Origin of the sequence: Peribacillus sp. Bi96, from assembly GCF_918698115.1 — a bacterium.
Classification (GTDB): Bacteria; Bacillota; Bacilli; order Bacillales; family DSM-1321; genus Peribacillus.
Window position 1 is genome coordinate 359884 of record NZ_CAKKLV010000003.1, and the last position, 19878, is coordinate 379761.

Consider the following 19878-nt stretch of genomic DNA (forward strand, 5'->3'; position numbering starts at 1 on the left):
TGAATTGGATAACCTTTTACACTTCTATGATGTGTAGATACCTTTATATATATTTAATTAGCACTTTCTCTTTATAATGTTTCATCTAACTCTCCATAATATGAAACAAGATACCAATCCAAGTAACCTATTACTTCAGTTCTTACTGGGGAAATTAATGCCTTCCTGGCATAAAAAATGCCCGATTCCAAGATTAGAATCAGACATTTTATTAAGCTATTAAAATTAAGGTAAAACTGTGCTGCTCTTTTGACATCAAATACAGCGTAGACACCTTCATTATTCGTTCTATAGTCGCCATAAGCTCTTTCAATGTTTCGTTTCCTTGGTTTTAAGTTAAATACGAGTAGCACGATCACAAAAACTTAATGGAATTTACCACTTAATCTAAAACCAATTTCTGCAACTAGAGTTGATAGTAAAAATGTTCCTGTATATACAACTAGAGAGATAACAACTATACGCCATCCTAATTTTTTAAATTCTTTCAAATCTTTCCCGAAAGAAAGGCCAGCATAAGCCAAAATAGGTGTTGCCAAGGCCATAAAATTAACTTGTTCTGTTACTTTAATGATTGATGCGTTTCCTGGAAAAATCGGAGTTGTAACCAATAAGGCTAACATAGAAACCCAAACAACAATTGGTAGTTTAATAGGGGAGATTTTTGCGAAAAAGAACCCTAATATCGTTACAGCAACAATAATCATCATACCTGGTAAGGCGTCAATTGGTGAAACATCGTATCCAACCCAATTTCCCATAATAGCTATTATACCAATAATTATAAAAGTCAATATTTTATCTTTCATATAAATTCTCCCCTTTATGTCCTATGCTCCAATATTTTTCATTTGATCTTTTTTTGACTTTCGCCCTAAAATAGGCTCAAATTTTTTGTATAAATAGTTTGTTAAAGGAAGAGAAAAGAATACACATATATACGTTCCTAAAATTGTTGTAATTAAGTTAGCAGCACCAGCAAAAACTGCGATATCCTTTGCGGATTCTGGGAATATAACAGCTAATGCTCCTGACATGGCAGCCATCATACTACCTGAACCTACACCCGCACCCATGGCTAGTGAAATTGGATGAAACCAACCAGTTTGAGCCAAAAAGCTTGCTAACACTGACAGATATAAAGCCCCAAACAAAGTACCACAAACATATACGCCTAGTGCTCCCCGTCCTTCTGGTGAATCCGAGCCATATTTTTCAGCAATAATGGCTAAGTTAGGTTCTCTATCGATTGAAAAAGTAGCACCGACTGCTTCTCTTTTCATTCCAAGTAATAAAGCAATTGGTAAACCTAATAGGATTGTCCCTGCGAAATGTCCCACTTCTTGTAATCCTAAAGAAATCCCAGCATCAAATATCTTCGGCAATGAAGGCCCCATTAACATTCCCAATTTGGCTACAAAAAGCATGAATGAAATTCCTAAAATATTGGCCGCTACATTCATTTCCTTCATTTTTAAAATTTTTAAAGAAGGTAAACTAATAATGGCTCCGATAATTAATGCATACAACATTGGAAATAATGCAATGGCTCCAATCCCAATGTTAAACGTTTTTACGCCAATAAATTCTGTAACACAAACTAATATCAAAACAAATAAATGAATTTTCCAATTACGCAGAGAATTTCCTTCCACTTTATTACACTCCTTTTCTACAAATTATGCTGATTCTAAAAGGAAAACCAACACTATTTTTGCTTAGTATTTTTAAATTTATTGAATTATTTCAGTCGTATTTATAGCTAGTCCTACGATAAGGGAAATCCCTTGGATCATCGCTTTTTCATCCGGTAAAAATACGTCACTATGCAGCTTCATCGGATCCTCTGGGTTTTCTCCTACTCCTAAGAAGACAAATGTACCCGGGACTTTTTCTAAATAGAAAGCAAAATCTTCACTTGCCATACTTGGTTTAGTCAACCACTGCACTGAGTTTTCTCCAAATAAATCAGTAGCAATAGCAGCAGCATGTTCATTAAATTTTGGATCATTCATTGTAACAGGATACCCCACTGTAAAGTTATAGTTTATTTCAACTTCTAATTTAAGTGCGGAAGCCACTCCTTCGATAATTCGTTGAATACTTGCAGCCACTTCCTTCCGAGTGTTCGCATTAAGTGTTCGTACAGTTCCTTTAAAACTTGCTTTTTCAGGAATAATATTATAGCCATCCCCTGCTTCAATTGTTCCGATTGTTATAACAGCAGAATCTACTGGATCTGTTTCTCTGCTAACAATTGTTTGTAGCGCTGTTACAACATGAGCAGCACCCACAATAGCATCTACTCCTTGATGCGGTGCTGCCCCGTGACCTTGTTTACCTTTTAATACAACATCAAAAGAATCCATACTTGCCATTATCGCACCATTTCTAAAACCATATGTTCCAGTAGCTAGTTCAGGCCAAACATGAAAAGCAAAAGCATGGTCAACGGGAGGGTTGCTTAACACACCTTCTTCAACCATCATTATTCCTCCGCCTTTCATCTCTTCAGCAGGTTGGAAAATGAATTTTATTGTACCCGAAATATGATGCTTATTTTGAGACAAAATATTAGCGGCAGATAGTAACATGGCGGTATGCATATCATGTCCGCAAGCATGCATAACTCCAGGATTTTTTGATTTGTAGCTTACATCTGTTTTCTCCTGAATAGGTAAAGCATCAATATCCGCTCGTAAAGCAAGCACAGGCCCCTCTTTATCTCCATGAAGAATACCCACTACTCCTGTCTTAGCTACTCCGGTTGTCACTTCTATTCCAAGCTCTTTTAAATAATTCGCAATTATTTCAGCCGTTTTATGCTCTTCAAATCCAAGTTCAGGATTTTCATGGATCATTCTTCTTAATCTCACAGCTTCTTCATATATTCCAGATGTTTGCTCTACTATTTCAGTTGACTTTATTGAATTTGACATTTTTTTGATACTCATCATCATTCATCCCCTAAAGAAAATTAAATACAAAATATTCTAACTATAATAATAATATTTCAGTTTGAAAAACTTTCATTATAATAAAAAAATGATTGTTTCGAAAAAACCTTATTATTTGAAAATTCTTAATAGATATTGTTATACTACCATTTCAAATATTGACTGTAAATATTGAAAATACAAAAAAATATTATTCTCTATTAGCGAGTGTTCCAGAAGAAGAACAAAGAGCCAAGATGTTCGAGGAACAATAGTCTTGAGGGCCGGATTTGCACAAGATAAGGAAAACTATGAAACCGATCCATCAATCATAGGAAAGTGTTTGCTTTTTGAGGAAGTGCACGACTTTAGCAGAAGATCATAAAAAAGCGACACTACGTTATTGAAGTATCGCACCTGTATGTTGAATTATGAAAAATACAAAAATGGAAGTAGAGATTATGGCAGTTGTAAATGGTCATGCGAATGGAGGTCGAAGCGTTTATTTAAGTGAAGATCTAGATCTAGATCAGTATGCATCATTCTTTAATCTTGAATAGTTTTCATCACCCTTCTCCTCCATAGGTAATACCTTTTTCTTTATCTACTTATTTCCATGTAAAAAAACCTGACCTTAATGTCCAGAAGTCATTTTAATGCCTACAGCCCCTGCAATAATACACATCATAAATAGGGTTAATCTTAAACTTCTAGGTTCATTAAAGAAGATCATTCCTGCTAAAACACTTCCAACAGAGCCAATACTGGTCCATATTGCATATGCAGTCCCCACTGGAATTGAAGTTAATGACAAAGATAGAAAATAAAAGCTTAAACTCCCCAAAAAAAGACAAGCTACAGAGGGAAGCAATTTTTTAAACCCGTTTGCACGTTTCAGGCTTATAACACTACCAATCTCGGCAAATCCGGCAATAAGAAGAAAAAACCAAGCCATTGAATCACCCCCTAACCTTAAATAAATCATTTCATTTCCTTTAATGTTTTGGTTGTGCTGGGTTGATTTTTATTCCAATTATCCCTAATATCATTAAAGCCATAAAAAATACTTTCAGTGGATTAATGGTCTCTCCCAAAAAAAGCATCCCAATTACTACCGTTCCCACCGTTCCCAATCCAGTAAAAATGGAGTAACCAGTTCCTAAGGGAATTGAATGTAAAGCTTTTGAAAGTAAAAAGAAACTAAAGATTATAATAACTACCGTTACTATACTAGGTATAATTTTGGTGAATCCGTGTGAATATTTAAGACCGATTACCCAGACGATTTCCAAAAGCCCCGCCATTATGATATATATCCATGCCATTTTATCGCTCTCTCCTTCGGCGTTGACACTTATTTTTGAACCACGAAGGTATCCATATATCGATAAATCGCATAAGCTACCCCATTCTCATCATTTTTAAGGGTTGTCGTTGTACAAACAGCTTTTATGACATCTTTCGCATTTCCCATCGCTACGCTGTATCCAACTTTCTGGAACATGGATAAATCATTGTTGCTGTCCCCGATTGCCATAGCCTGATCTAGGGAGCCATTCAGCAAGGAAGCCAATTTTTCAAGGGCCATTCCTTTTGAAGCTCTTTTACTAGTCATTTCAATGTTGTGATCAGCAGATGAAACAACCATCAACTCATCAAACTGTTTGAATTGGTTCCATGCTTCCTCTAATTTCTTTTTATCAAAAGAACATGCTAATATGTTATAGAATTCTTCCTCCTGTTTTAAGATATCATGATAGTTTTCAACTAAAACATATCCAAACTGGTCAAATTGCCTTTCCGCTACTTCAACTAATTCTTTCATATCTGTATTCAAATCGGCGCTTTTCAAACTTTTAATCTCATTATGGAAATGCTCTCTTCCCTTTTTAAGAGTATAAATGGCTTTATCAGTAAACACTTCGTAATAATAATTCCGTTCATCTAACCATTGGAGAATAGCTTCGACACGATCTTTAGTTATCGTAATAGAAGAAATGCACTTTCCACTTTTGGAATGAATAGTTGCGCCATTTGTCCCGATTACAAATGGGGAAATCCCGGCTTTTTCACAAATTGTTTGAACGTCAAAATAAGCCCGTCCTGTTGAAATAACTACTTCAAAGCCTCTATCTTGGGCATATTGAATCGCCTTTATATTTTCTTCACTAATTTCATTCTGGTCGTTTAATAATGTTCCGTCTAAATCTATCGCAATGAAACTCATGCTATATAGCCCCTTTTCTCATTCTATCTATTAAATTCTCTTTCTAGCTTTTATACCTGCTATCAATAAAAATCCAATCAAAAAGAGAGAGAACTCCCTCATCCAGCTCGATATGTCCTTTTATGGATTGACTATGCTTGAATCCAATTGATCTCCTCTAATTTCGAATGATTTCTCCATTCCTCTGGAAATGGTTGCTCGCAGACAATCACATCGACTTTTTCTAGAGGACAAACTTTACTAAATGTGTCGACACCAATTTTAGAGTAATCCGTTAGCAATATAACTTGCTTTGATACCTCGACCATCTTGCGTGAAACTAATGTTTCATGTAAATGATAATTACTAACCCCACTTTGAATAGAAACACCACCAGCTGAAATGAACGCTTTATCAATATTAAATTGATTTAACATTTGTTCAGTGAGACCGCCGCTTATAGATTGATGCTTTGGATCAATTTGTCCTCCTAGTAATAGAATTTGTCCTGTAAACTTATTTTCATTGAGCAATTCGGTTAACACAGACGACACAGGAAGAGAATTGGTTAAAATCGTAATGTCTATTTTATTTTCGATACACTGCGCAAATTCAAGCATGGTTGTCCCTACATCAATGGCAATCACATCTCCGTTAGAAATGAGTTCTACTGCTTTTTTCCCAACCTTAATTTTCGCTTCTTGATTCACCGTTGTACGCTGTGTAAATGGAGGCTCCTCAAATTCAAAGACTGTTTTAATCGCTCCACCGTAAACCCTCTTTAAAAGTCCTTTTTCTTCTAATATCATCAAATCGCGTCGAATCGTTTCCTCTGAAACATTAAATTGATTAACTAATTCCATTACTTTTACTTTTCCCATTTTGTTAAGTTCTTTTAAAATTTCATTCTTTCTTTCTTCTGGCAAAACAGACATATTTCTTCCCCCGTGATCATTAATAATTTATAAAATAATGCATTCTTTCTTCGGTACAAGAATTTGAACACGTGCTCCTTGCTCAAACATTTCCCCTCGGTGGTGAAGATAATCTACAAGGAAAGCGGACTCCTCTGTTTCTACTTCATATCTTAAAACATTCCCTGTCATAGAAACATCTTTAATAAACCCTTTAATTCCCCAGTTCTCTTGTATATCCAAGCTATCCTCACCAACAGAAACTAATTGTAAAACTTCAGGACGAATGGCGACTTCATTCCCTTTTAATTCTGTGCTGCGAACAAGTTTATGGAAAACTTCCATATTACAAACATTATAATTTCCGATAAATTTTGCAACAAATGTATTGACTGGAGAAGTATAAATTTCTGATGGAGAACCGGATTGTACAACTTTTCCTTTATTCATGACAAAAATTCGATCAGACATCGTCATTGCTTCTTCCTGATCATGAGTAACAAAAATTGTTGTAATATCTAATTCTTTCTGTATTCTCTTTAATTCTTTTTGCAAACTTTTTCTAATTTTAGCATCCAATGCGCTTAACGGCTCATCCAAAAGCAGTACTTTTGGCTCCATGACAAGCGCACGGGCAAGAGCAACCCTCTGCTGTTGTCCACCAGATAACTGATGAGGAAACGACTCTTCTTTTCCTATTAAATCAACCATATCAATCATATTTTTTACTTTTGATTTAACATTTTTCACCTTCTTCATTTTAAGGCCGTACGCGATATTGTCAAAAACGGTCATATTCGGGAAAAGTGCATAAGACTGAAATACCATACCGACTTCACGCTGACGCGGTGATAAATTAGTAATATCATGTCCATCAATTAAGATTCTTCCTACATCAACACCTTCAAGCCCCGCAATGGAACGTAATAATGTACTTTTCCCGCATCCGCTTTGCCCAAGAAGTGTAGCAAATTCTCCTTTTTTTAATGTTAAAGAAATGTCATTTAGAACGACTTGATTTTCATACCCCTTGGTCACTTGATTGATGGTTACATAACTCATTACTTTTCACCTTCTATAGCAGTATTTTTATTACAGTATTTTTTTTTAAAAAATGAAAGAATTCGCTTCTTATTTGACCCGACAGGATTTTTTTCGTTTCTAAACGTAAGTTTTAATACAATCCCCGTTAAAAGTAAAATCATTGAATAATAGGTAATAACAATTGCACTTGTTAAGTGACCACTACTGTTTAGTTTGTCGGCAAGATAAATTTGAATGGTTTCAAATCGGCCCCCGACAAGCAAATTAGCAAAAGCAAACTCACTAAATAAAAGAGCGACTGATAATAAGGTAGACACTAAAATACCAGATATAATATTTGGAAACACCACTGTGCGAAACGACTGGAATTTTGTAGCACCGAGTAATTCAGCTGCATCAACAAGCTGCACAGCATTAATCGTACGAAGACTGCTACGAATACCTTGATACATAAATGGCAGAATCGTTATGAAATAGGCACCGATTAAAATCCAAGGTGTTCCGGCAATTTGAATCGGTCCATCTGAATATACCTTGATTAATCCTACAGCTCCAACAATGGGAGGAATTCCATAAGGAAGCATAGCTGCTGCTTGAAGTAATCCTTCCCATTTACTGAAATATACCGTGATGATAAAGATAGTCGGAAGCATAATAACAACACTAAGACCTACAGACATGACAATTAAAAACAGCGTTCGTCGAAAAGCATCATAAAACCGTTCATCTTGAAATAATTCAATATACCAATCCATTGTATAACTCTCAGGTAAAATGGTATGATCCCATTTACCGGCAATCGAGAATAAAAATGTTCCTACAAGCGGAATTAATAAATACATAACTAGTAACCCAACAATCACTTTATGAAAAGTCAATGAAGATTTCATCGTAAATCCCTCCTTATGCGGCGCATCATTCGTTCATTGAACCACATCGCCCCTATCATTGTCGCTGCTAGAAGAACTCCCATCGCACTACCTAGCTGCGGCTTTAATGCAACGTCACTAGCAACTAGAGAGGCAATTTGCAATGACAATAAGTTATAGTTGCTGCCTACTAATGCATAGGCTGTAGCGTAAGCTCCCATCGAATTAGCAAACAAAATACTGAATGTACCTACAATACTAGGTAAAAGAACTGGAATCCCAATGTGAAGCCAAAATGATAATGTTGACCCTCCTAATAATGAAGAAGCTTCTTTCCATTGTTTCTTAATTCCTTGATAAGACGGGTAGATGAGCATAATAGCAAGCGGAATTTGAAAATATATATAAACAAGAATGAGGCCTGTCCATGAATATAAATTAAAATCCGCAAACACATCCCCACCAATCTTTGAAAAAAGCAACGTAAACAACCCATTGTTTCCAAGTAAAATAATAAATGAAAATGAAAGGGGAATCCCCTCAAAGTTCGACGTCATATTGGCAATCATCAGTAAGCGATTTTGTATTTTTTGTGAGAACTTTGTAATCGAATAGGCTGCAATGACTGCTATAATCACAGAAGTTACAGCAGAAAACAAAGAAATGACAAGGCTATTTTGAATGGCTTGTAAGTAAAATTCACTTTTAAATATGGTGATATATTGATCAATCGCAACTTGAATTCCATCGTCTGCATAAAAACTATTTTTAATCATTGCCACTAATGGGCCTATTTCAAATCCAATCACAAACATAATAAATGGCAGTAAAAGAGCTAATAAGTAAATTTTTTGTTTTTTTATTTTTCGCAAGACTTCTCGCTCCTCTTTGTTCTTTAACAATTTAGGAATTGGTTTAACAGTACGTTCGTTAAACCAATTCCCGTCAACTTTCATTCTTCATTTTAAAGTTGAATAGTGTATCTTTATTAAAGGGTATTTTTTCCTTTCAGACCTGGAAATTGATATGAAATCATTTTATTGGACGGCTCAATATTTAAAAGTTCACAAACGAGCGGTGCAAAAGCTAATTGCGGAACTACTTCACTGTAAACACCAGGCTCCACTTTTGGACTCATGATAAAGAGCGGTACATCACGCTCACCATCAGTTATGCCGCCATGGTTGCCATATTCACTCATGCCATGATCAGATGTAATTAAAATGTGGTAACCTTCTTTGATCCAAATTGGCAAAAGTTGTGCCAACAAGCTTCCCATTTTTAAGATTTGTTCACGATATTCTTTCGATTCCGAACCGAAAATTTCTCCTTTTACATCTACACCGAGCGGATGAATATATAAAAAGTGTGGGGCATACTTTCTGCGCAAAGCTTCTGCATCCATTAACACATGACTGTCTGGATAGTCATCATCCCAATAAAATTTTCCATATTGAATCGGCTTAGACTCATCCTCTTGCTCACGATCTTCAATAAAATGGAATGGCGCGCGATTATAAAGTTCGCTTACCCAGTAATAAGATACCGTTCCGTTTCTTAAGCCGTTTTCTTTCGTAAGATGAAAGAGACTTTTCTCAGTAGATAAGCGAACGGCTTGATTGGACGTAATTCCGTTCACTGATGCCGGTGTACCCGTTAGTAACACTTCATATAATGGACGGGAAAGACTTGGGAGTTCCGACTTTACTTTGTAAAGTGCTGCCTGATTTGTTTCAACTAGATGTTGAATAAATCCAAGAGCCTCACATGCTTTATCATATCTCATACCATCAACAATAATTGCTATTACTTTATTTGACATGGACTAACACCTCTTCTTGCCAAAGCTGTGGTAATTTCTTAGCCGTTTCTTCCCAAGCTTTGTAATCTTCAATTGGTTTTGCATTTGTGTACTGTTCTTCTGGAACCATTTTTTCAGCTACTTCTTTCGGTAGTTCTACATCGCGAATTGGACGGGCAAATCCTTTAGCTAAGTTAATTTGTCCTTCATCGCTTAAGATATATTCTCTAGTTGCCATCGCAGCATGCGGATGCTTTGCATTTTTGTTAATAATAGTTGCGTAGCCGCTTACTACTGAACCTTCACGTGGAATGGCGACGTCAAATTGATCGCGGTTAATTTGGTCAGCGTAACCAAGAGCATTGAAATCCCAAACAAGGGCAACTTCCACTTCCCCTTTTTCGATGTTTGCCGGCTTGGCATCAGTTAAGCTGAGGCGGCCTTGCTTGGCAAGCTTAGCAAAATAGTCAATTCCTGGTTGGAGATTTGTTTCATCACCACCGTAAGCCTTTGCGGCAGCAAGAACGGCCATTTGGTTCTGTGTACCACGCTGAACATCTCCAACTGTTACTTTATAATCTCCTTTTAATATGTCATCCCATGATTTTGGCGGGTTATCTACTAATTCTTTATTAGTTAAGAATGCAATCGTTCCTTGGTATCCAACAACCCAATCTCCATTGTCATCTTTTGCCCAGTCAGGTACCTCGTCCCAATAGGAAGTTTTATATGGCATCGTTAATTCTTTTTGTTCCGCGATGGGCCCAAAGGAAACACCTACATCGCCGATATCAGCTGTTGCATTCTTTCCTTCAGATTCCATTTTGGCAATCTCTTCGGCACTGGATAAATCTGTATCATTGTGTTCCAATGTATATTTTTTCATCACTTCATTCCACGTTTCTCCCCAGTTAGCCCATGAATCTGGCATACCCACACTATTAATTGTCCCCTCTTCTTTTGCCTTTGTTTCAATTTCTTTCAGGGTTAACGAACTTGGATCCTTAACAACTGGAGCAGCCTCCTCTTTAGTAGATCCACAAGCAGCTAATCCTAGTACACTCACTCCTAACATCACAGCTTGAATAGACTTGTAACAATTCTTCTTGAATGTGTAATTCATAAAAAGTGCCTCCATTTAATGTGGAATTTTTAATGTTTATTACGGTTTATTACGGTTTAATCATAATCAATCAATATAATCCCCACATTAATCCAATGTTAAGATTTTGTAAATCAGGTCTTTATTTGTCCAATTCATAAGCTTTTATTTTCATACAATTGAAAAGGATAGCTAATGGTTTCGCGGGATTTGGTAGGTTTACATTTTGCATCGCATCGATGGCAAGCTCCTTAGCTTGTTTTTTATTCAATGAGGTATGAGACCTAATCGATTAAACAAATTGATTGCCAATTGTAAAAACAGGCGTAAATGCATTCATCGGATTTTGCATAATAAAGGCGATGTCCTTGCCTAGAATTTCACGCATTTATCATCTAAGCCATTCAATTCACGTCCATGTATGGTAAATGCGGCCTTCTATTGTCGATGTTTTCCGGTCAAGTAGCTGAAAATGGACATACTTGTAACGGTTTTACCACTACCACTTTCCCCAACAAGACCCAGTCCCTTCCCTTGTTTAAGTTCAAAATTAATATCCTGAACAAGGGGGGACCTAAAGTTACCTGAATGGTAGCTGGCATACGAAATGTAGCCTCGTCCCAGTTAACCCCAAAAGTTAGACACTTCATTTCAATAAGCAGCCTTGAGGGCATGAACCTGGTAATCTACCGGGTCATGCCTTTTAATTTCCTCAGATACCCAACCCCACCATTTTCCGAAAAATGGTATATTATAGTTTATGACATCAATGGAGGAAGACAGGGAGTGATGAAGTATCCGTAATAGATGGATCATTTCAACAATTGTTGGATTATTGCTTATTTTTTTAAGTGTAATTGCCTTCAATTATTTCGAGAGCGATAAAACTGAAAAAGGGGAAAATGTGGAAGACAAGGAGCCCAAAATTCCTGAGGTGCAGGAATATGGAGGTACCCATCTTGAAAGAGTCGGCGATAAGGTTCGCCAAAAAAATTGGGGAACATTCACATTACTTGAAACGAAGTCTATTAATGAGTCATTTGAATTGGCACCCATGGTCATTACAATCAAGGATATCCGCCGGATTCGATTATCTTCACTCACAGATGAAGTAAAGGAGGAGCTCAAGCCCTATACGGGATTGAGTTTTGATGAGGCCTATTCGATATATTATAAAGAGAATTTATCCATGGAGGAAATCGATCAAAAGGCTGCGTTTTCTCAAACGGATATTGATGAAGCGGTTACTTATCTAGAGATAACTTATTCTATTGAAAATAAAGATTCGAAGGAACTTCAGTTCTTCAGCATGGAAAATGTTACTTTCAATAATGACCTTACATATGATGTGCCATCTAAAAATTTCATCCTTTCCGGAGATACGTTTATGGGGACAAAAAAAGTAAGTCGATCAGATTACCAACCAGGAGAAACACGAGAAGGCACAATTGGATTATTAGTTGATTCAGAAGAAAACATCGAGGAGCTCGATTCCTTTGCATTCACTACCGATGATATAGCGGATGGTGAGACACATGAATTATTGGTGGATGGCACTTCATTTGAAATTCCCCTAAAAGAAAAGTAGTTTTAACGAGTATGATAGAAAACCCTAAATAAGGGGAACCTCGAAAAAAGGTTTCACTTATTTAGGGTTTCATATGAGCTCCCTTAGTATAACTGATACTTATTTCTGCGTTACTTCCTCCATTAATATTCTACGCAATATTTTCCCTACAGCTGATTTTGGCAGTTGTTCCCTGAACTCAAAACTTCGCGGCACTTTGTATCTGGCCAATCGCTGCACGCAAAACTCCCTGATTTCCTGCTCCGTGACTGACTTTCCTTTCTTTAAAACTATGGCCGCATTAATCGTTTCCCCGCGGTATGTATCCGGAATTCCATATACACATGTCTCTTTTATAGCTGGATGCTGATAAATGATATCTTCCACTTCGATTGGATAAACATTATAACCGCTTGCTATGATCATATCTTTCTTTCTTCCTACTATATAAAAATATCCTTCTTCATCCATCGTCGCGATGTCCCCCGTGTATAGCCAGCCGTCACGCAAAGCAGTTACCGTTTCCTCAGGATTATTCCAATACCCCTTCATTACCTGAGGTCCTTTAATGATAAGTTCGCCTATTCCCCCTGTTGGCAATTCATCTGTCCCTGTTTTCAAATCAACGATTTTGGCATCAGTATTAGGATATGGAATTCCAATACTTCCTGGTTTTTTTTGTCCCATTACAGGGTTCCGGTGTGTTGTAGGTGAAGTTTCAGACATGCCGAACCCTTCCGATATCGAAATGCCTAATTTTTTTTCGAATTGATGGATGATTTCTATCGGGAGTGGGGCTGAACCGCAGCTGCAGTACTTTAAGCAACTTAAATCATCCGCCGTTAAATCCGGATGATTCAATAAGGCGATATACATGGTCGGGACGCCTGGGAAAATCGTTGGCCGATGTTTCCGAATTAAATCTACCACCTTGTTTATTTCGAATTTTTCTAACGTGATATAAGTCGATCCGGCATATATGGCACTATTCAATCGTCCATTACCAAACACATGAAATAATGGGGTCAATCCAAGCATTCGTTCGCCGGGTCTTTGGAGTTGAAGGGAATTTGCCGTAAAGGAAAAGTCTTGAAAAACATTGGAAACCAAATTAGAGTGCGTGAGCATGACTCCTTTTGATTTACCTGTAGTCCCACCTGTATATTGAAGTACAGCCAAAGCTTCCTCAGGGTCGATGGCCAATGCTGGAAGTACCATATCCACCCTGGATAAATCCGGTTCACTTTTTAGTATTGTTTCCGCAGAAATAAACGTTAACTTATCAGAAAAACCAGCCAGCACTAATTTATCCAGTTGTTCCTCACGGCCAATGAACCAGGTCGCTTCTGAATCACTTAAAATATATGCTAATTCACTTGACTGGTACATGGGGTTTACTTGAACGACCACACCACCCATACGATGTATGGCATAATAGGCAATGATATATTCTAGACAATTTGGCAGCATGATTGCTATCCGATCATTTAATTGAAATCCCTGATTGGATAAATCCACGGCAAAACGATCTGATGCATTCTTCAATTCCAAATAAGTCAGTTCCCTCTCTCCATCTATGACTGCTTTGCAGGTAGGGTAATGATGGGCCGAACGCTCTAAAAGTCCGTATAATGACAATGAGGGAATCTCCATTACAGAAGGGGTTCCTTTTGGATAAAATTCATGCCAAATTTTAGTCAATTTCTTCACACCTCATTCTTTCTGTTAAAATGACTCGTTTTTAACGCTTTTCTCTTTATTTTGTCATCCTTGCCTCATTTATCACGAATGATTTTGAATATCCCAGTGCCTTTTGCAATGATATTGCCTTCAGCGTCTTTTATCTCACCTTCAGTAAAGGCAATTTTGTACCCTTTTTGCAGGACCTTTGCTTCTGCAAATAATTCTCCGCTCGATATGCTGGCTAAATAATGTACATTTAAGCTTGTCGTCACAACTTTGGATTTAGTCACGGAGCGGGTCACCATTCCAAGTATGGTATCCAGCATGGTAGCATGAATACCACCGTGCAGGGTTCCATTAACATTAAGTAAATGATCTTCAATGTTTAGCTTTATAGTAACATTGCTTTCCTCAAACCGAATGATTTCAAACCCTATATGTGAAAAGAATGCACTACTTTCGAATTGGTTGCGTATATCCTCCACTTCAACAGGCAAATTATTCCTCCCCCTCACTTTTGCGCGATCCAATTTATACCGAAAGGAGCAGAACCGCATAGGGTTTCCACTCCTTTATATTCCTGGAGATCTATATCGTTTCAATCATGATCGCCATTCCCTGTCCCCCGCCAACACAAAGTGTAGCAATTCCATATCTTTCTTTCCTTCGAATCAGTTCATATATTAATGTCGTCACGATCCTTGCACCCGTAGATCCGACTGGGTGTCCGAGTGCTATGGCCCCACCATTTACATTAACCTTGTTTTCATCAAGTGATAAATCCCTGATTACTGCCAATGCCTGTGAAGCGAACGCCTCGTTTAATTCGAAAAGCCCAATTTCTTCTACTTTTTTCCCGGTGCGCTCCAAAAGTTTTCCGACGGCTGGTACAGGACCAATTCCCATCACTTCAGGAGAAACTCCCGCAGTGGCCCAATCGACAATCTTTGCGATTGGTTTTACTTGTAACCGTTCCGCTTCACTAGCTTTCATTAATACCAATGCGGCAGCTCCATCATTACGGCCACAGGCATTCCCTGCGGTGACGGTTCCATTTTCCCTGAATGCCGGTTTTAAGCTTGCAAGCTTTTCGATGGTGGTATCCGGGCGTGGATATTCATCCGTTTCAATGGTAACCGCAGACTTCCTGTCAGAGACCTGGACAGGAACGATCTCTTCCCTGAACTTTCCTTCTTCTATCGCTTTTGCCGCTCTTCTTTGACTTTCGACCGAAAAGGCATCTTGTTCTTCCCTGGAAATATTGTATCGCTGTGCGACATTTTCAGCGGTGATTCCCATCCCTAAACCTTTTCCATAAATTTCTTGAGGCTGTTGTCCAGCTTCAGTATTGGAATCTACAAGTTGGGTCCGATCTCCCCCAAATCGGGCACTTCTTAAATAAAGGGGGGCACGGCTCATACTTTCCGTTCCGCCGGCAACGACAATATCGGCTTGGCCGGAGCTTATTTGCTGTGCTGCTGAAGTGATGGCCTGCATTCCCGATGCACATAATCGATTTACTGTAAAAGCTGGAGCAGAATCGGGAATCCCTGAACGCAGTGCAGCCACTCTCGCCACATTTGAGGATTCAGTCGTTTGCCTAACCTCCCCAAAAATGACTTCATCCACTTGTTCAGCCACTATATGGGCCCTTTTGATTGCCTCCTTGATGGCAATACTCGCCAAATGACCGGAACTCAATTCCTTAAATGCGCCCCCATATCGTCCTATCGGTGTTCGTACAGCACTCACGATTACAATATCTTCTTTCATCTCGTTTCTCCCCCTTGAAGTTCCTTATACTAATTTCAAAGAATATCCTTCAACACGCTATGTAGAAACCGGTTAGCACTCTTCCAAGACATTCCTTGCAATGATTAAGCGTTGAATTTCATTCGTTCCTTCATATATTTTAGTTATGCGGGCATCACGATAAAAACGTTCAACTGGATATTCGGCCATATATCCCATGCCGCCATGAATTTGAACCGCCTTATCCGCTACCCGATTAAAAACGTCAGAAGCAAACAGTTTTGCCATTGATGCTTCCTTGATCACTTTTTTTCCTTCATCAATCTTTTGTGCCGCCATCATCGTCAATGCCCTTGCAGCTTCCGTTTCCGTCGCCATATCAGCAAGCATCCATTGAATCGCTTGGTTGTCTGCGATTGGTTTGCCGAATTGAATGCGCTCTTTCGCATATTTACCTGATAATTCAATCAATTTCCCGCATGATCCCACAGCTCTTGCAGCCAGCCCTACACGCCCTTCACCTAAAATTTTAAGGGCAGAGATATAACCCATGCCAACTTCACCGATAACATTTTCTGCTGGTATGATACAATCCTCGAAAATGACTTGTGAAGTATACGATCCTCTTAGCCCCATTTTTTTGTCCTTTTTGCCGACAGTCAAGCCTGGAAAATCCCTTTCTACTAAAAAAGCGGTAATCCCTCCTTTTGCCCCTTTGTCTTTATCCGTTAATGCGAATACTGTATAAACGTCGGCAACCGGCCCATTGGTGATGAAATGTTTCGTCCCGTTCATCACCCAATAATCACCCTTCTTTTCTGCACTTGTTGCCAAATTGGTTGCATCAGATCCCGCTCCTGGTTCAGATAAAGCAAAGGCTCCAATTTTAGTGCCTGCTGCCATTTCAGGCAAATATTTATCTTTCAAATATTCGGATGCAAGCTTAACTAGACCTGTACTGCCAATCCCTGTATGAGCACTGATTAATGAAACAAAACCATTATGGGTCCTTCCTAACTGCTCTAATACGGTAGCCTTTCCCACTGCATTTAAGCCAATCCCACCGTATTGTTCAGGAATGCTTATCCCGAATAAGCCAAGGTCTTTTGCTTTTTCCACCAAATGCTGCGGGATGGCATCTTCCTCTTCAATTTGTAAGGCGTAAGGCTCCACTTCCCTTTCGACGAAATTATGGATCATTTCCTTCATTTGCTGCATTTCCTTGGTTAACGTAATTGTCATGATTATTTTCCTCCTTAGGACTGTTCAGGTAAAGTGATACAATGGTAAGTTCATTCCGCACCATACAAGGGATTTCACTTGAAGACGTTTTATCAACTAATCATTCACGTATAATTGGATCGAATTTAATAGAATAATCTTCTAGTTAATTAGAGTTCCTACTTTTATCAAATCAGACTTCACGCTCAATTATCGTCGCAATTCCCTGTCCGCCTCCAATGCAGGCCGTGATAAGAGCAAATCTTCCTTCGGAACGCTTCAATTCGTACACCGCTTTCGTAATGAGGATGGCACCTGTCGCACCGAGAGGGTGTCCGTGAGCAATGGCTCCCCCATTCACATTCACTTTTGCGGGATCCAAATCAAGCTCCCTATTACAAGCAATCACTTGAGCCGCAAAGGCTTCATTAATTTCAACGATATCCATATCACTTAATGAAAGCCCTGATTTTTCCATTACCTTTCTAATGGCGGGCACTGGTCCTATTCCCATATAATTTGGATCTACCCCTGCAACAGCCGAAGTCTTAATCGTCGCTAGAGGCTTTATCCCCAATTCTTCCGCTTTGTCCCTTGACATTATAACCAAGGCAGACGCGGCATCATTTAATCCCGAACTATTGCCTGCCGTCACGGATCCGCCTTCTAAAAACGCTGGTGATAATTTGGCTAGCCCTTCTTTCGTTATTTGCGGGCGTGGATGTTCATCCACTTTAAATTCTATGGCCTCACCTTTTCTGACCGGAATGCTTACTGGTACAATCTGCTCAATGAAACGGCCCTCTTCCATGGCTCTTGCCATATTTTTTTGACTTTGGAAGGCGAATTCATCTTGTTCTTCCCTACTGACCTCATATTTATCAGCTAAGTTCTCAGCGGTGATTCCCATTGGCGGATCGCCAATTTCTTTTGGGGACAACTGCGACTTTCTGAACTGTTGGGGCCTCGCGCTGTAAGCTTTTTCCGGACGATCCATCAAGTAAGGCGCCCTGCTCATGCTCTCAACACCACCGGCGATATAAACATCTCCTTCGCCTGCCCAGATCGCCTGTGCAGCCAGATTGATAGCGTTGATGCCCGAACCGCACTGACGGTCAACTGTCAGTCCCGGCAGATGAATGGAAAGGCCTGTTTCCAACGCCGTTAATCTGGCTATGTTTCCACCACCGCTTAAGACGTTCCCCATGATGACATCATCTATCATTTCAGGTTCTACATTCGCTCGTTTTATGGCTTCTTTCACCACTTCCGCCCCAAATACGTGAGCGGGAACCGATGCAAGTGCACCTCCCTGTTTTCCAATTGCTGTCCGTACTGCAGAAACTATGACGGCATCTCTATTCATTTCTTCATCCGCTCCTTTTCCTTTTCTTTTACACCTTGAGGTTCCTTAATTATTGATGACCTTGACGTTAAGCTGGTCCGCCATACTTATGAGGACTTAAGATCAAAGTTCCCCGATTGTTTAATTTTCTGATTCCCTGTTGATTTAGCAGGTTTTACGAATATGGCAAATAGGATGCCAAAAGCCAAGACAAGGATGGCCATGAACAAAATAGATAGGTTATAGCCCAACAGTTTATTTCCTCCAGCTAAACTTATGATATAGCCTGTTAAAAGAGGGGCAATGATGCCTGCCATGTTCCCTGATGATGTTAGGATGCTCGTCATCAATCCACCCCGCTCTTGCATTTCATTGATCATGATGGTTGGTCCAATCGGTAAAATGGCATACGTCAGTCCCTTTGCTAAACACATGGCGCCGATCACCCAGATCGGATTTTGAAAGACCATGATTGATGAAAAAAACAATGCCCCCAGGATCATTGCGCCCGCGACGACAAATACCCTAGATGACCGCCAATTCTGATTCTTCTTGTATAAATGGTCAGACACCATCGAAACACCCATATAAATGCATACAGAGACGACTCCGATTATTGCTACACTGGTTCCCATTTGGCCGGGAGTCATTTTTACGGCTTCCACTAAATAAATCGGGAGCCAAACTGAAAACCAAACAACTAGGATATACGTTGAAAAATATGCCAGGGTCGTAAATAAAGCAGTAGGTGACGCCAGCAGCAACAGAAAGTCTTTCACTTTGAACTTTTCAAGTTTTGCTTTCTTTTTCTTTTGTACTTTTTCATATACTTCAACTGGATTTTCCTTTGTTAAAAATTGAAAGAGGAAGAACCAAACAAGGCTTGCTGCACCGAGAGTGGCAAAGGCAACCTTCCAACCGAATATCGTAATTAAGGAAACGAGGATGGGCGCCACGATCATTGCACCAACCGTTCCCCCGCCAACCACTACGGAATTGGCGAAGCCTTTTAGTTTCGGCGGAAACCACTTATCAGCATGACTATATGCAATTGGGCTATAAGGACCTTCGAATGCACCCAGTAAAATCCTGTATAGAATCAAAAATGGAAGCGCGGTAATGGCTAAAACACCGAATTGCAAAACAGTCCATGTCAGCATGATGAATCCAAGCACTTTTTTGGCCCCCAGGCGATCAGCCCATGCCGCCCCAAAAATTCCCGTTACTGGATAGAGCCAGTAATAACTGCTTCCGACAAGCCCCCACTCCGCATAGGAAAGGTCGAATTCTTTCATGATAGGAACAGCTGCCAGACCGACGATCGATTTATCCGCAAAATTAATGACGGCTCCAAAGAATAATAGAATCAGAACAACCCAACGCATATGAATCCCTCCTCTTTTCTTTATGTTTGTTCAATCTCGCATTTCATCAAATG

Annotated in this window: 19 protein-coding genes and 1 pseudogene; 1 reads left to right on the forward strand and 19 read right to left on the reverse strand. The window is 39.1% G+C overall.

What is annotated here, in order from left to right; all coding sequences use genetic code 11:
* Positions 1-365 precede the first annotated feature (365 nt).
* The 13 genes and pseudogenes from LQ203_RS06420 to LQ203_RS06480 form a co-directional block, all read right to left on the reverse strand.
* Positions 366-809, reverse strand: a complete 444-nt coding sequence (locus tag LQ203_RS06420) for a hypothetical protein (protein WP_230156668.1) — start codon at positions 807-809, stop codon at positions 366-368.
* Between the two features lie 21 nt (positions 810-830).
* Positions 831-1655: a DUF3100 domain-containing protein gene (locus LQ203_RS06425; RefSeq protein ID WP_230156670.1), complete on the reverse strand. Its 825-nt coding sequence runs from the start codon at positions 1653-1655 to the stop codon at positions 831-833.
* Between the two features lie 78 nt (positions 1656-1733).
* On the reverse strand, positions 1734-2954 hold the full coding sequence (locus LQ203_RS06430; protein ID WP_230156673.1) for a M20 family metallopeptidase: 1221 nt from the start codon (positions 2952-2954) through the stop codon (positions 1734-1736).
* Between the two features lie 616 nt (positions 2955-3570).
* Positions 3571-3891 (reverse strand): multidrug efflux SMR transporter, encoded by a 321-nt coding sequence (locus LQ203_RS06435; RefSeq protein ID WP_230156675.1) that lies wholly within the window; start codon positions 3889-3891, stop codon positions 3571-3573.
* Between the two features lie 40 nt (positions 3892-3931).
* Positions 3932-4261 (reverse strand): multidrug efflux SMR transporter, encoded by a 330-nt coding sequence (locus tag LQ203_RS06440; RefSeq protein ID WP_230156678.1) that lies wholly within the window; start codon positions 4259-4261, stop codon positions 3932-3934.
* Positions 4262-4290: 29 nt separating this feature from the next.
* Positions 4291-5163: a Cof-type HAD-IIB family hydrolase gene (locus LQ203_RS06445; RefSeq protein WP_230156679.1), complete on the reverse strand. Its 873-nt coding sequence runs from the start codon at positions 5161-5163 to the stop codon at positions 4291-4293.
* A 131-nt stretch (positions 5164-5294) separates the two neighbouring features.
* A complete protein-coding gene (locus LQ203_RS06450; protein ID WP_230156681.1) occupies positions 5295-6077 on the reverse strand; it encodes a DeoR/GlpR family DNA-binding transcription regulator in 783 nt (260 codons plus the stop codon).
* Positions 6078-6104: 27 nt separating this feature from the next.
* The gene (locus LQ203_RS06455) at positions 6105-7118 is read right to left on the reverse strand and encodes an ABC transporter ATP-binding protein (RefSeq protein ID WP_230156683.1); all 1014 of its coding nucleotides are present in this window, start codon (positions 7116-7118) and stop codon (positions 6105-6107) included.
* Entirely contained in the window at positions 7118-7990 is an 873-nt protein-coding gene (locus tag LQ203_RS06460; protein ID WP_230156685.1) for an ABC transporter permease subunit, read from the reverse strand. Before LQ203_RS06460 ends, LQ203_RS06455 begins: the two co-directional genes overlap by 1 nt.
* A complete protein-coding gene (locus LQ203_RS06465; protein WP_230156687.1) occupies positions 7987-8841 on the reverse strand; it encodes an ABC transporter permease subunit in 855 nt (284 codons plus the stop codon). Before LQ203_RS06465 ends, LQ203_RS06460 begins: the two co-directional genes overlap by 4 nt.
* 116 nt (positions 8842-8957) lie before the next feature.
* Positions 8958-9791, reverse strand: a complete 834-nt coding sequence (locus LQ203_RS06470; protein WP_230156689.1) for an alkaline phosphatase family protein — start codon at positions 9789-9791, stop codon at positions 8958-8960.
* Positions 9781-10893: an extracellular solute-binding protein gene (locus tag LQ203_RS06475; RefSeq protein ID WP_230156691.1), complete on the reverse strand. Its 1113-nt coding sequence runs from the start codon at positions 10891-10893 to the stop codon at positions 9781-9783. The genes LQ203_RS06470 and LQ203_RS06475 overlap by 11 nt, the downstream gene beginning before the upstream one ends.
* A gap of 178 nt (positions 10894-11071) precedes the next feature.
* A pseudogene (locus tag LQ203_RS06480) lies at positions 11072-11496 on the reverse strand (ATP-binding cassette domain-containing protein); the annotation flags it as partial.
* A gap of 280 nt (positions 11497-11776) precedes the next feature.
* Between LQ203_RS06480 and LQ203_RS06485 the strand changes: the two are divergent.
* The gene (locus tag LQ203_RS06485) at positions 11777-12460 is read left to right on the forward strand and encodes a hypothetical protein (protein ID WP_230156692.1); all 684 of its coding nucleotides are present in this window, start codon (positions 11777-11779) and stop codon (positions 12458-12460) included.
* Between the two features lie 99 nt (positions 12461-12559).
* Here the strand turns inward: LQ203_RS06485 and LQ203_RS06490 are convergent, their stop codons facing one another.
* The 6 genes from LQ203_RS06490 to LQ203_RS06515 form a co-directional block, all read right to left on the reverse strand.
* Positions 12560-14149, reverse strand: a complete 1590-nt coding sequence (locus LQ203_RS06490; RefSeq protein ID WP_356713994.1) for a long-chain fatty acid--CoA ligase — start codon at positions 14147-14149, stop codon at positions 12560-12562.
* A gap of 65 nt (positions 14150-14214) precedes the next feature.
* Positions 14215-14619 (reverse strand): PaaI family thioesterase, encoded by a 405-nt coding sequence (locus tag LQ203_RS06495; protein WP_230156693.1) that lies wholly within the window; start codon positions 14617-14619, stop codon positions 14215-14217.
* Between the two features lie 91 nt (positions 14620-14710).
* The gene (locus LQ203_RS06500) at positions 14711-15895 is read right to left on the reverse strand and encodes a thiolase family protein (protein ID WP_230156694.1); all 1185 of its coding nucleotides are present in this window, start codon (positions 15893-15895) and stop codon (positions 14711-14713) included.
* A 72-nt stretch (positions 15896-15967) separates the two neighbouring features.
* Positions 15968-17116 (reverse strand): acyl-CoA dehydrogenase family protein, encoded by a 1149-nt coding sequence (locus tag LQ203_RS06505; RefSeq protein WP_230156695.1) that lies wholly within the window; start codon positions 17114-17116, stop codon positions 15968-15970.
* A gap of 172 nt (positions 17117-17288) precedes the next feature.
* A complete protein-coding gene (locus tag LQ203_RS06510; RefSeq protein WP_230156696.1) occupies positions 17289-18461 on the reverse strand; it encodes a thiolase family protein in 1173 nt (390 codons plus the stop codon).
* A gap of 86 nt (positions 18462-18547) precedes the next feature.
* Positions 18548-19825, reverse strand: coding sequence for an MFS transporter (locus LQ203_RS06515; protein ID WP_230156698.1), 1278 nt, complete (start codon positions 19823-19825; stop codon positions 18548-18550).
* Positions 19826-19878 lie beyond the last annotated feature (53 nt).